This is a genomic window from Streptomyces sp. NPDC007872 (assembly GCF_042868165.1).
Lineage (GTDB): Bacteria > Actinomycetota > Actinomycetes > Streptomycetales > Streptomycetaceae > Streptomyces.
Genome location: NZ_JBIAEA010000002.1, coordinates 96,676 through 108,637 on the forward strand (window position 1 = coordinate 96,676; position 11,962 = coordinate 108,637).

Annotated in this window: 13 protein-coding genes and 1 riboswitch; of the genes, 11 read left to right on the forward strand and 2 right to left on the reverse strand. The window is 71.4% G+C overall.

The genetic code is table 11. From position 1 onward, the window contains the following. Positions 1–25: 25 nt before the first annotated feature. The gene (locus tag ACFYNX_RS05645) at positions 26–2,470 is read left to right on the forward strand and encodes an immune inhibitor A domain-containing protein (protein WP_365538781.1); all 2,445 of its coding nucleotides are present in this window, start codon (positions 26–28) and stop codon (positions 2,468–2,470) included. Between the two features lie 120 nt (positions 2,471–2,590). Further along, on the forward strand, positions 2,591–2,944 hold the full coding sequence (locus ACFYNX_RS05650) for a hypothetical protein (RefSeq protein ID WP_125661557.1): 354 nt from the start codon (positions 2,591–2,593) through the stop codon (positions 2,942–2,944). A gap of 32 nt (positions 2,945–2,976) precedes the next feature. On the opposite strand, the gene ACFYNX_RS05655 is transcribed toward ACFYNX_RS05650, so the two are convergent. Further along, positions 2,977–3,573, reverse strand: coding sequence for an isochorismatase family protein (locus tag ACFYNX_RS05655; protein WP_365538778.1), 597 nt, complete (start codon positions 3,571–3,573; stop codon positions 2,977–2,979). A 134-nt stretch (positions 3,574–3,707) separates the two neighbouring features. Beyond that, the gene (locus tag ACFYNX_RS05660; protein WP_388658032.1) at positions 3,708–5,036 is read right to left on the reverse strand and encodes a nicotinate phosphoribosyltransferase; all 1,329 of its coding nucleotides are present in this window, start codon (positions 5,034–5,036) and stop codon (positions 3,708–3,710) included. Between the two features lie 104 nt (positions 5,037–5,140). Between ACFYNX_RS05660 and clpS the strand changes: the two genes are divergently transcribed. The 9 genes from clpS (at position 5,141) to ACFYNX_RS05705 (ending at position 11,961) form a co-directional block, all read left to right on the forward strand. After that, complete coding sequence (gene clpS / locus ACFYNX_RS05665) at positions 5,141–5,455, forward strand: ATP-dependent Clp protease adapter ClpS (protein WP_185893348.1); 315 nt, start codon at positions 5,141–5,143, stop codon at positions 5,453–5,455. Further along, positions 5,455–6,045 carry a DUF2017 domain-containing protein gene (locus ACFYNX_RS05670; protein WP_125661545.1) on the forward strand — a complete coding sequence of 197 codons (591 nt, stop codon included), beginning with the start codon at positions 5,455–5,457 and terminating at the stop codon, positions 6,043–6,045. Before clpS ends, ACFYNX_RS05670 begins: the two co-directional genes overlap by 1 nt. Before the next feature lie 330 nt (positions 6,046–6,375). Then, entirely contained in the window at positions 6,376–7,803 is a 1,428-nt protein-coding gene (locus ACFYNX_RS05675) for an amino acid permease (RefSeq protein WP_388658036.1), read from the forward strand. Positions 7,804–7,879: 76 nt separating this feature from the next. Beyond that, positions 7,880–8,308 carry a M67 family metallopeptidase gene (locus ACFYNX_RS05680; protein ID WP_365538766.1) on the forward strand — a complete coding sequence of 143 codons (429 nt, stop codon included), beginning with the start codon at positions 7,880–7,882 and terminating at the stop codon, positions 8,306–8,308. Between the two features lie 31 nt (positions 8,309–8,339). Then, positions 8,340–8,413: riboswitch (cobalamin riboswitch) on the forward strand. A 59-nt stretch (positions 8,414–8,472) separates the two neighbouring features. Beyond that, the gene (locus tag ACFYNX_RS05685) at positions 8,473–9,450 is read left to right on the forward strand and encodes an ABC transporter substrate-binding protein (protein ID WP_388658039.1); all 978 of its coding nucleotides are present in this window, start codon (positions 8,473–8,475) and stop codon (positions 9,448–9,450) included. Then, positions 9,447–10,556, forward strand: coding sequence for a FecCD family ABC transporter permease (locus ACFYNX_RS05690; RefSeq protein WP_388658042.1), 1,110 nt, complete (start codon positions 9,447–9,449; stop codon positions 10,554–10,556). The genes ACFYNX_RS05685 and ACFYNX_RS05690 overlap by 4 nt, the downstream gene beginning before the upstream one ends. Next, a complete protein-coding gene (locus ACFYNX_RS05695) occupies positions 10,553–11,338 on the forward strand; it encodes an ABC transporter ATP-binding protein (protein WP_388658045.1) in 786 nt (261 codons plus the stop codon). Before ACFYNX_RS05690 ends, ACFYNX_RS05695 begins: the two co-directional genes overlap by 4 nt. 131 nt (positions 11,339–11,469) lie before the next feature. Next, positions 11,470–11,580, forward strand: a complete 111-nt coding sequence (locus ACFYNX_RS05700; RefSeq protein WP_312847595.1) for a putative leader peptide — start codon at positions 11,470–11,472, stop codon at positions 11,578–11,580. Positions 11,581–11,682: 102 nt separating this feature from the next. Further along, positions 11,683–11,961 carry a MoaD/ThiS family protein gene (locus tag ACFYNX_RS05705; protein WP_125661526.1) on the forward strand — a complete coding sequence of 93 codons (279 nt, stop codon included), beginning with the start codon at positions 11,683–11,685 and terminating at the stop codon, positions 11,959–11,961. Position 11,962: the final 1 nt, after the last annotated feature.

Sequence of the window (11,962 nt, forward strand, 5' to 3'; positions counted from 1 at the left end):
CGGGCGCCGGGGAGGACTACATCAAGTGACCAACAGACGACGGGCGATCAGAGCGTCCGCAGTCGTCGTGGCGCTCGCGGCCACCGCCGCCACCGCCTCGACCTTCAGCACCGCGTGGGCCGACAACCACGGAAGCGTGACGCCGGCCGACGTCCGCCACGACCCGGCGCCCGGCGCGCCCGGCGTCGGCATCGACAAGACGGCGGTCGACCACGACCTCGAGGGCCCCTTCAGCGAGCAGCAGGAGCAGCAGCGCAAGGCCGCCCTGGAGCAGGTGCTGAGCGGCAAGAAGAAGGTCGAGCGCCGCGGTGGCTCGCAGGTCGTCAAGCTCGACAGCAAGAAGTACGTCGAGCTGGGCCGCGAGAAGACCGACAAGATCTTCACGATCCTCGTCGAGTTCGGCGACAAGGTGGACAACACCACCCTGGTCGACCGCGCCGACGACGACACGACCGAGCCGAAGCCGAAGTTCGGCGGCACGCCCGGCCCGCTGCACAACCAGATAGCCAAGCCGAACCGCAAGAACGACAACTCCACGGCCTGGCAGAAGGACTACAACCAGGCGCACTTCCAGGACCTGTACTTCGGGACCGGCAAGGACGCCAAGGGGCAGCCCAAGCAGTCGCTGAAGACCTACTACGAGAAGACCTCGTCCGGCCGGTACTCGGTCGACGGCGGCGTCTCCGACTGGGTCAAGGTCGAGTACAACGAGGCCCGTTACGGCTCGAACTACTGCGGCAACAGCAACTGCTCCAACGTCTGGGACGCCGTCCGCGACGGTGTCACCGCGTGGACCGCCGACCAGAAGGCCAAGGGCCGCACCGACGCCCAGATCAAGGCCGACCTGGCGCAGTACGACCAGTGGGACCGGTACGACTTCGACGGCGACGGCAACTTCAACGAGCCCGACGGGTACATCGACCACTTCCAGATCGTCCACGCGGGCGAGGACGAGTCGGCGGGCGGCGGCGCCCAGGGCGGCGACGCCCTGTGGGCCCACCGCTGGTACGCGTACGGCACCAACGCGGGCAAGACCGGCCCGGCGAACAACAAGGCCGGCGGCACGCAGATCGGCGACTCCGGCATCTGGGTCGGCGACTACACGATGCAGCCGGAGAACGGCGGCCTCGGCGTCTTCGCGCACGAGTACGGCCACGACCTCGGCCTGCCGGACCTGTACGACACCTCCGGCCTGGCCGGCGCCGAGAACTCGACCGGCTTCTGGTCGCTCATGTCCTCCGGCTCCTGGCTCGGCCGCGGCAAGGACGCCATCGGCGACCTGCCCGGCGACATGAACGCCTGGGACAAGCTCCAGCTCGGCTGGCTGAACTACACCAAGGTCGCCAACGAGGCCCGCAAGTGGAACTCCACCCACAAGCTGGGCGTCGCGGAGTACAACACCAAGAACCCGCAGGCGCTCGTCGTCGAGCTGCCGAAGAAGCAGGTCACCACCGAGATCGTCGCGCCCGCCGAGGGCAACACGCAGTGGTGGAGCGGCATGGGTGACGACCTCAAGAACACCCTGACCCGCTCGGTCGACCTCACCGGCAAGAAGTCCGCCTCCCTGGAGCTCCAGGGCTGGTACGACATCGAGCTCGACTACGACTACCTGTACGCCGAGGTCTCGACCGACGGCGCCAACTGGACCGCCCTGGACGGCACCGCCGACGGCAAGCGGATCCCGCGCGACGCCAGCGGCGCCCCGGCGCTGACCGACGTCTCCGGCACCCACAAGAAGCTGGTCTACGACCTGTCCGCCTACGCGGGCAAGAAGTTCGACCTCCGCTTCCGCTACCAGACGGACGGCGGCGCGGGCGGCAAGGGCTTCACCGCCGACGCCATCACCGTGACCGCCGACGGTGCCGCCGTCCTCTCCGACAACGTCGAGAACGGTGACAACGGCTGGGCCGCCAAGGGCTTCTCCCGCGTCGGCAAGGGCTTCACCAAGGCGTACGAGCAGTACTACATCGCCGAGAACCGCCAGTACGTCTCGTACGACGAGACCCTGAAGGTCGGCCCGTACAACTTCGGGTTCACCGGCGACAAGGCCACCTGGGTCGAGCACTACCCGTACCAGAACGGCCTGCTCATCTGGAAGTGGGACCTCTCCCAGAAGGACAACAACACCGCGGTCCACCCGGGCCAGGGTCTGATCCTTCCGGTCGACGCCCACCCGTCCCCGCTGAAGTGGAAGGACGGCACCCTGATGCGCAACCGCGTCCAGGCGTACGACTCCACCTTCGGCACCTACAGGACCGACGCCCTCCAGCTCCACAAGGCGGACGTCGCGACCTTCGTGCCGTCGCTCAAGGGCAACCCGGTCTTCGACGACCGGAAGGGCACCTACTGGTTCCAGGAGACCGCTCGCGCCGGTGTCCAGGTAACTGACACCAACACCAAGATCGAGGTCGTCAAGGAGCCGAAGAACGGCGAGACGATCACGGTCCGCGTGGGTCCGTCGAAGAAGTAATCGGTAGAACCGCAGGTCAAAGCGTGATCGGCCGTCGCCCTCTAGCGGGCGGCGGCCGATCGTGTTTAGGTGCGTCTGACGCTTTTCTTATTGACACCGACCACGGGGGAGTGGTTCCGCATGCCCAACGGAGGGTTCTGCAAGCTGCCGGGCGGCAGCGTGGTCGTGGCCATAGGGCTGCCCAGCCCGGCCGGCGACGGCGCCACCGTCCGCTTCCTGGTCCACGCGGCGAACCGGGCCCGCGCCCTGACCCGGCTGCGGAACCTGGGGCTGCGCGCGGTCTACCTCCGGGGGAACACCGAGCCGCCCACGCCGGACGAGGTCACCGCCGTCCTGCACCACCCCGACGGCCTGCTGTGGAGGTCCACCCCGGGCGCCGCCCAGGAGCTCTGGCATCCGGCCCGCTCCCTGCCCCGGGAGCCGGCGGTACGGGACGCGCCCGCGGGCGCCGTGCCCCGCGGCCGCGCCGCCTAGGGCCTGTCCGGCGGAGCCCCGGGGGGACGGGCTCAGACCACCGGCTTGCCGGTCAGCTCCACGCCCGCCGCCCGCAGCTCCTCCAGGGCCCGCTCCGTCGTCGCCGCCGCCACGCCCGCCGTCAGGTCGAGCAGCACGTGGGTGCGGAAGCCCTCCCGGGCCGCGTCCAGGGCCGTCGCCCGCACGCAGTGGTCGGTGGCGATCCCCACCACGTCGACCTCGGCGACCTCCCGCTCGCGCAGCCACCGCGCCAGCGTCAGGCCGTTCTCGTCCCGCCCCTCGAAGCCGCTGTACGCGGCGTCGTAGGCGCCCTTGTCGAAGACGGCGTCGATCGCCCCGCTGGCGACGGCGGGCGCGAAGTTGGGGTGGAAGCCGACGCCCTCCGTGCCCGCCACGCAGTGCACGGGCCAGGAGGTGACGTAGTCCGGCTCCTCGCCGGGCGCGGCGAAGTGCGACCCCGGGTCCACGTGGTGGTCGCGGGTGGCGACGACGTGCCGGTAGGAGGTGCCCGCCGTCTGGCCGACCAGGTCGGTGATGGCGGCGGCGACGTCCGCCCCGCCCCTCACCGCGAGGCTGCCGCCCTCGCAGAAGTCGTTCTGAACGTCCACAACGATCAATGCGCGGTGCATGGCGGGTGTCCTTCGGGCGTCGGAGGGGTGGGAACGAGCCTAGAGACTTCCCCTCCCCTTCGGGAGGGGGCGCCCCGGGCCACTGCGGCGGCTACGCCGTCCTGTGGAGGCGTACGGACCGGACGGCTCGGGCGTCAGGCGTACTCGGTCGGCAGCACCGGCTCGCCGCGCGACAACTGGACCGCCGACATCGGCAGCCCGGCGCGGGCCGCGATGTGCCGGGACCGCGCGGCCTCCAGCGGCTCGCGTCCCACCACCTGCCCGCCCTCGACCAGTCGAACCAGGAGCTGCCGGTCGGCGAGCTCCGGCGGGACGGGACCGGTGCCCACGACCTCCGCCTCGGCGACGCCGGCCGCGTCGGTCCTGCGGGCCGCCCACTTGCGCCCGCCGACCGAGGCCTTGCCGCCCAGGGACTTCTTGGCCACCGGCACCAGGGGCGCCTTCGGGTCGGCCGAGCCGGCCCGCGCGACCAGCTTGTAGACCATGGAGCAGGTCGGGTGGCCGCTGCCGGTGACGAGCTGCGTGCCCACCCCGTACGCGTCGACCGGGGCCGCCGCGAGGGAGGCGATGGCGTACTCGTCGAGGTCCGAGGTGACGACGATCCTGGTGTCCCGGGCGCCTAGCTCGTCGAGCTGCGCCCGCACCCGGTGGGCGACGAGCAGCAGGTCCCCGGAGTCGATCCGGACGGCCCCGAGCCCGGGCCCGGCCACCTCGACGGCGGTCCGCACGGCCTCGGCCACGTCGTAGGTGTCGACGAGCAGGGTCGTGCCGCGTCCCAGGCTCTCCACCTGGACCCGGAAGGCGTCCTTCTCGCTGTCGTGGAGCAGGGTGAAGGCGTGGGCGGAGGTGCCGACGGTCGGGATGCCGTAGCGGAAGCCGGCCGCCAGGTCCGAGGTGGAGTCGAAGCCGCCGACGTAGGCGGCGCGGGAGGCGGCGACGGCCGCCAGCTCGTGGGTGCGCCGGGCGCCCATCTCGATCAGGCCCCGCCCGCCGGCCACGGCCGACATGCGGGAGGCGGCGGCCGCGATGGCCGAGTCGTGGTTGAGGATCGACAGGATCACGGTCTCCAGGAGCACGCACTCCGCGAAGGAGCCCTCGACCCGCAGGACGGGGGAGCCGGGGAAGTACACCTCGCCCTCGGGGTAGCCCCAGACGTCCCCGGAGAAGCGGTAGCGGGACAGCCACTCCAGGGTCGGCTCGTCGACGATCGCGCGCTCGCGCAGGAAGTCCAGGACGGCCGGGTCGAAGCGGAAGTTCTCGATGGCGTCCAGGACCCGTCCGACGCCCGCGAGGACGCCGTAGCGCCGCCCCTCGGGCAGCCTCCGGGTGAAGGCCTCGAAGACGGAGCGCCGGTCGGCGGTGCCGCCCCTGAGGGCGGCCTGGAGCATGGTCAGCTCGTACTGATCGGTGAAGAGCGCCGTCGACGGAACGTCCACCGGCAGCCCAAGGTCCGCAGCGTTCATGCCGGTGATGCTAGCGCAGAAATCGTCAGAGTGACGATTTCTAGGTCCGCGCCCGCGGCGGAGGCGTGGCCCCGTTTGTGCGAGGGGCCCCCCGGGATGGCAGCATGGGGGGAGTGAGCGTCGCGCCTGTTGAGATCGAACGTACGGAATCGGCCGAGGAGGTCTCCGCCGTCGTCGAACCGGACGTGCCCTGGGTGACCCTCGTGCACAACGACCCGGTCAATCTGATGAGCTACGTGACGTACGTCTTCCAGTCGTACTTCGGATACTCCAAGGACAAGGCGCACAAGCTGATGCTCGACGTGCACCACAAGGGCCGCGCGGTGGTCTCCAGCGGCACCCGCGAGGAGATGGAGCGGGACGTGCAGGCGATGCACGGCTACGGCCTCTGGGCGACCCTCACCCAGGACCGCGGCTGATGGCCGGCCGCTTCGAGGCCCTGGCCGGCGGCGGCGCGGCCGTCGCCCTCGACGACGTCGAGATCTCCATCCTCCGCTCCCTCTCCGTGCAGCTCATGGAGCTGATCGGGCCGGGCGACGAGCCCGCCGCCGACGCGGACCCGCTGGCCGCGCTCTTCGCCGAGGGCCCCAGCGAGCCCCCGTCCGACCCCGCCCTGCGGCGCCTCTTCCCCGACGCGTACGGGGACGACACCGAGGAACTGCGGGCGGCCGCCTCCGACTTCCGCCGCTACACCGAGAACGACCTGCGCGCCCGCAAGCGCGAGGACGCCCTCGTGGTGGTGCGCGCCCTGGACTCCCTCTCCGCCGAGGCGGCGGGGGAGGGCGGCGCGGTCCTCAAGCTCACCCCGGACGAGTCCCGGGCCTGGCTCGGCGCGCTCAACGACCTCCGGCTGACCATCGGGACCCGTCTGGAGGTCTCCGACGACGAGGAGAGCGAGCGGCTCTACCGGCTGCCGGACTCCGACCCGCGCAAGCCGATGGTCATGGCGTACCTCTGGCTGGGGGCCCTCCAGGAGTCCCTCGTGGAGACCCTGCTCTCCTCCTCCTGAAAGCGCCCCGAGGGGGCCGCGACACGCGCCGTTCGCTCAGCGGACGCTCAAATCCGGATAACGAATGCGTTATCGGAGCGTCCGCTTGGCCGTCTTGTCATCGCGTATGTCCGTATTTTTATGTGACCCGCGCCACGCGCATCTCCCTCGATCACTGTCGACGCCGTGATAAATCTTCACGACCGCTCGGGGACGCCACCCCTGTTCCCGAGGGCGCTCGGGCCGGCTGACCGCCGGTGGCACTCCATCCACATCCGGGGGGATCAGGATCTGGTCCGCGGCAGACGCACTCGCAGTCGCGCGGATCAGCATGGAGAAAGGCGCACCACCATGACCTCTGTGCAGGTCGACAAGCAGCACGACGGCACCGACGGGGCCGTGGGCGGCGGCGAGGGCTACCAGCGTGGCCTCGGCGCCCGGCAGATCCAGATGATCGCGATCGGCGGTGCCATCGGCACCGGACTCTTCCTCGGCGCGGGCAAGGCCATCCACAAGGCCGGACCCAGCCTCATCCTGGCCTACGCGATCGCGGGCCTGGTCATCTTCTTCATCATGCGCGCCCTGGGCGAGCTCCTCATGTACCGCCCGGTCTCCGGCTCCTTCTCGGAGTACGCCCGGGAGTTCGTCGGCCCCTTCGCCGGCTTCGTGACCGGCTGGACGTACTGGCTCTTCTGGGTCGTCACCGGCATCACCGAGGTCACCGCCGCGGCCACCTACATGACGTACTGGTGGGACATCCCGCAGTGGGTCTCCGCCCTCGTCTTCACCGTGATCCTCTACGGCGCCAACCTGATCTCCGTGAAGCTCTTCGGCGAGCTGGAGTTCTGGTTCTCCATGGTCAAGGTCACCGCCATCATCGGCATGATCCTGATCTGCGCGGGCATCCTGACCGTCGGCTTCTCCGACGCCGGCGACACCGCCACGGTCGCCCACTTGTGGAACCAGGGCGGCTTCTTCCCCAACGGCGTCGGCAGCACCCTGATGACGCTCCAGATCGTGATGTTCGCCTTCCTCGCCGTCGAGCTGGTCGGCGTCACCGCCGGCGAGTCCAAGGACCCGAAGACCGTCCTGCCCAAGGCCATCAACACCGTGCCGTGGCGCATCGCCGTCTTCTACGTCGGCGCCCTGATCATGATCCTGTCGGTCGTCCCGTGGACCGAGTTCCAGCCGGGCGTCTCCCCGTTCGTCGCCGCCTTCGAGAAGATGGGCCTCGGCGTCGGCGCCGCCATCGTCAACTTCGTGGTCCTCACCGCGGCCCTGTCGTCCTGCAACTCGGGCATGTACTCCACCGGCCGCATGCTGCGCGACCTCTCGCTCAACGGCCAGGGCCCGAAGGTCTTCACGAAGCTGACCAAGAGCGGCATCCCGCTGCTCGGCACCACCTTCTCCGCCGCGCTCATGCTGGTCGGCGTCTGGATCAACTACGTCGCCCCCGGCAAGGCCTTCGAGTACGTGGTCTCCTTCGCCACCATCTCCGGCATGTGGGCCTGGATCATGATCCTGGTCTGCCAGATCCGCTACCGCACCAAGGCGAACCGCGGCGAGCTGCCCGAGTCCTCCTTCAAGGCCCCGGGAGCCCCGTACACGAGCTGGTTCGCGCTCGCCTTCATCCTCATGGTCATCGTGATGATGGGCATCGACGAGGGCGCCCGCGTCTCCCTCTACTGCGCGCCGGTCTGGGGCCTGCTCCTGGGCGTCTCCTACCTGGTCCTGAAGTCCCGCAACCCCGAGGGCGCGGCCTTCGCCAAGCGCTCCTGACCGGACCCGTCCCAGCATCCGGGCCCTTCCGTACCACTCCTCGGTACGGGAGGGCCCGTCTGCTTATCCTGTCGCCATGCTGACCATCACCCGGGCCCTGTACGACCAGATCGTGGAACACGCGCGCGCGGACCACCCGGACGAGGCCTGCGGCGTCGTCGCCGGCCCGGCCGGCAGCGGCCGCCCCGAGCGGTTCGTCCCCATGCTGAACGCCGCCCGCTCGCCCACCTTCTACGAGTTCGACTCCGCGGACCTGCTCAAGCTCTACCGCGACCTGGACGACCGGGACGAGGACCCCGTGATCGTCTACCACTCGCACACCGCGACCGAGGCCTACCCGTCCCGCACGGACATCACGTACGCCAACGAGCCGCACGCCCACTACGTCCTCGTCTCCACCGCCGACACCGACGGCGCCGGACCCTTCCAGTTCCGCTCCTTCACCATCGTCGAGGGCGTCGTCACCGAGGAGGAGGTCGAGGTCGTCGAGGCGTACGACGCCTGAGACACTGACCCGGAACCCGGGCGGCAGGACCCAGGAAGCCGGTGCGAATCCGGCACGGTCCCGCCACTGTGACCGGCGTCCCCGGACGCCGGAAGCCAGGAACTGGCCTGCCGCCTCCCACCACCGAACGGGGACGTGGAAATCCCCGGAGGAGGCACACCGCCATGTCCTGGCCCCGCCGCGTCCTGCTGCCCGCAGCCGCCCTCGTCCCCCTGCTCGCCGGCTGCTCGGCCCCCGCGGAGCGGGCCCCCGCGGCGAAGGCCGCCCCCGGATTCCCGTACACCGTCACCAACTGCGGTGTGCGGAGCACCTTCCAGGCCCCGCCGAAGCGCGCGGTCACCATGAACCAGCACGTCACCGAGATCATGCTCGCCCTCGGCCTGGAGAAGTCCCTCGTCGGCACCGCCTACCTCGACGACGCGGTCCTGCCCGCCTACGAGAAGGCGTACGACTCCGTCCCCGTGCTCGCCGAGGAGTACCCCTCCAAGGAGGCCCTGCTCGCGGCGAACCCCGACTTCGTCTACGGCGGTTACGCCTCCGCCTTCGACGCCAAGAACGGCAGCGGCCGCGACGACCTCGAGAAGGCGGGCATCTCCACCCGCCTCAACACCGAGTACTGCCCCTCCGGCAGGACCTCCGTCGACGACCTCTACCGGGAGGTGACCGAGGTCGGCCGCACCTTCGGCGTCCCCGACCGCGCCGAGAAGTGGATCGCCGGGGCCCGCGCCACCGTCGCCGCCGACGAGAAGCGCCTCAAGGGCGTCGCGCCCGTCTCCGTCTTCGTCTACGACAGCGGCGACAAGACCGCCTTCACCGCGGGCGGCAAGGGCATCGGCAACGAGCTGATCACCCGCGCCGGCGGCCGGAACGTCTTCTCCGACCTCGACAAGGCCTTCGGCGACGCCACCTGGGAGCAGGTCGTCGCCCGCAGGCCCGAGGTCGTCGTCATCTACGACTACGGCTCCACCACCGTCGAGCAGAAGAAGAAGCGGCTCCTCGACGACCCGGCCCTCAAGGACGTCCCCGCGATCAGGAACCGCCGGTTCGCCGTGATGCCCCTCTCCGACACGGTCCTCGGCGTCCGCGTCCCCGACGCCGTCACCAAGCTGGCCGCCCAGCTCCACCCGGCCGCCGACCGATGAGCACGGGGACCCGCGCACCCGGCGACAGGGACGACGGCACCGTCGGAAAGCGGGCCCTCCCGGTGCGGGTCCCGCGCTCCCGGCCCCCCGCCGGGCGGCTGCCCCTCCCGGCCGTCGTCGCCGGGCTCCTGCTCGCCCTGGCCGCCGCCGTCCTCGCCTCCCTCGCCCTCGGCTCCGTCCGGATCCCGCCCGGTCAGGTGATCGACGCCCTGACCGGGCGGGCCGGGCCCTCCCCGTACCGGACGATCGTCCTCGACGTACGGCTGCCCCGGATCCTGCTCGGCGTCGTCGTCGGCGCCGGGCTCGCCGTCGTCGGCGCCGTCCTCCAGGCCCTCGTCCGCAACCGGCTCGCCGACCCCTTCCTCCTCGGGATCTCCTCCGGCGCCTCCGCCGGAGCCGTCCTCGTCCTCGTCGTCGGCGTCGGGGGAGGGATCACCACCACCCTCGCCCTGCCCGCCGGGGCCTTCGCCGGCGCCCTGGTCGCCCTCGTCCTCGTCTACGGACTCGCCCGGCGCGGCGGCACCATGACCGGCCCCCGGCTCGTCCTCGCCGGCGTCGCGGTCTCCTACGTCCTGTCCGCCCTCACCACCCTCATCCTGGCCGCCGCCGGCCGCCCCGAGCACTTCCGCGAGGCGCTGTACTGGTCCCTCGGCGGCCTCGGCAGCGCCCGCTGGGACACCCTCGTCCTGCCCGCCGCCGTCCTGCTCCTCGGCCTCGGCGTCCTGCTCACCCTCGCCCGCCCGCTCGACCTGCTCCTCGTCGGCGAGGAGGACGCCACCGTCCTCGGCCTGGACACCGCCCGCTTCCGCGCCGCCGTCTTCGTCCTCGTCTCCCTCGTCACCGCCGTCATGGTCGCCGCGAGCGGAGCCGTCGGCTTCGTCGGCCTCATGGCCCCGCACGCCGCCCGGCTCGCCGTCGGCGCCCCGCACCGCCGCCTGCTTCCCGTCGCCGCGCTCGGCGGCGCGGTCGCCCTGGTCCTCGCCGACCTCGGCGCCCGGACCGTCACCGCCCCCCAGGACCTCCCCGTCGGCGTCCTCACCGCCCTCATCGGCGGCCCGTTCTTCCTCTGGCTGATGCGCCGCCGCCCCGAAGGAGCGCCCCTGTGACCGAACTGCGCCTGGAGGGACTCGCGTACGAGGACCGCCTCCGCCCGGTCGACCTCACCGTCCGCCCCGGCGAGACCGTCGGTCTCATCGGCCCCAACGGCAGCGGCAAGACCACCCTCCTGCGCTGCGTCTACGGCACCCTCGCCCCCACCGCGGGACGCGCCCTCCTCGACGGCGACGACCTGCGCGCCCTCGGCCCCAAGGCCCGCGCCCGCCGCGTCGCCACCGTCCCCCAGGACACCGGCACCGACTTCGAGCTCACCGTCCGCGAACTGGTCGCCCTCGGCCGCTCCCCGCACAAGCGCTTCTGGGAGGGCGACACCGCCCCCGACCGCGAGCACGCCGACGCCGCCCTCGCCCGCGTCGGCCTCACCGGCTTCGCCGACCGCCCGTACCCCACGCTCTCCGGCGGCGAGCGCCAGCGCGCCCTGGTCGCCCGCGCCCTCGTCCAGGACCCGGCCCTGCTCGTCCTCGACGAGCCCACCAACCACCTGGACATCCGCCACCAGCTCGACGTCCTCGCGCTCGTCCGCACCCTGGGCACCACCAACCTGCTCGCCCTGCACGACCTCAACCTGGCGGGGGCGTACTGCGACCGGATCTACGTCCTGGAGCGCGGCCGGGTCGTCACCGGCGGCACCCCCGCCGAGGTCCTCACCCCGGCCCTCCTCGACGCGGTCTACGGCGTGGCCGCGGAGGTCGTCCCGCACCCCGGAACGGGCACGCCGACCGTCGTCTACCTGCACGGTCCGGCAGGCGGTCAGCAACCATCCACCATGTGAGATCACATTCCGGAACCCGGACCGGGAATCGATACGATGTGCCCATGGTTTCCCACGACGTGAGCGAAGAGACTCCGAGCGCCGTCATGCTCGCTGCGTTCGCTGGCGCTCACTCCGCCTCCGCTCTTTTCATGGGAGCCTTCGGAGGCGGAGCGGCACGCCTGCACGTCGACCTGGGCCGCCTCGCCAGCGCGATCTGTACGAGCGGAACAGCGACGCGCCCGGCCCGCGCCGCGCTCTGAAGCGACCGGCGGCGACCGGCCGGGCGCCCCTCACCGTACGACCCCTCCGCGCGGGGCCCCAGCAGCGCGCCCATCACGCCACTTCCGACAGGAGCCCACGCCATGGCCATCGAGGTCCGCATCCCGACCATCCTCCGCACCTACACCGACGGCGCCAAGGCCGTCGAGGGCAACGGTGGGACCCTCGCCGAGCTCTTCGCCGACCTGGAGACCCGCCACACCGGGATCGAGGCCCGCATCGTCGACGGCGACAAGCTCCGCCGCTTCGTCAACGTCTACCTGAACGACGAGGACGTGCGCTTCCTCGACGGCATCGACACCAAGCTCTCCGACGGCGACAGCGTCACGATCCTGCCGGCCGTGGCCGGCGGCATGGTCTGAT

What these genes read in the sequence shown, in the direction of transcription:
- ACFYNX_RS05685 (WP_388658039.1), top strand. Translation starts at nt 8,473, where the DNA reads ATGTCCTGGCCCCGCCGCGTCCTGCTGCCCGCAGCCGCCCTCGTCCCC.
- ACFYNX_RS05660 (WP_388658032.1), bottom strand. Translation starts at nt 5,036, where the DNA reads ATGAACGCTGCGGACCTTGGGCTGCCGGTGGACGTTCCGTCGACGGCG.
- ACFYNX_RS05680 (WP_365538766.1), top strand. Translation starts at nt 7,880, where the DNA reads ATGCTGACCATCACCCGGGCCCTGTACGACCAGATCGTGGAACACGCG.
- ACFYNX_RS05675 (WP_388658036.1), top strand. Translation starts at nt 6,376, where the DNA reads ATGACCTCTGTGCAGGTCGACAAGCAGCACGACGGCACCGACGGGGCC.
- ACFYNX_RS05690 (WP_388658042.1), top strand. Translation starts at nt 9,447, where the DNA reads ATGAGCACGGGGACCCGCGCACCCGGCGACAGGGACGACGGCACCGTC.
- ACFYNX_RS05650 (WP_125661557.1), top strand. Translation starts at nt 2,591, where the DNA reads ATGCCCAACGGAGGGTTCTGCAAGCTGCCGGGCGGCAGCGTGGTCGTG.
- clpS (WP_185893348.1), top strand. Translation starts at nt 5,141, where the DNA reads ATGGGGGGAGTGAGCGTCGCGCCTGTTGAGATCGAACGTACGGAATCG.
- ACFYNX_RS05700 (WP_312847595.1), top strand. Translation starts at nt 11,470, where the DNA reads ATGGGAGCCTTCGGAGGCGGAGCGGCACGCCTGCACGTCGACCTGGGC.
- ACFYNX_RS05670 (WP_125661545.1), top strand. Translation starts at nt 5,455, where the DNA reads ATGGCCGGCCGCTTCGAGGCCCTGGCCGGCGGCGGCGCGGCCGTCGCC.
- ACFYNX_RS05655 (WP_365538778.1), bottom strand. Translation starts at nt 3,573, where the DNA reads ATGCACCGCGCATTGATCGTTGTGGACGTTCAGAACGACTTCTGCGAG.
- ACFYNX_RS05705 (WP_125661526.1), top strand. Translation starts at nt 11,683, where the DNA reads ATGGCCATCGAGGTCCGCATCCCGACCATCCTCCGCACCTACACCGAC.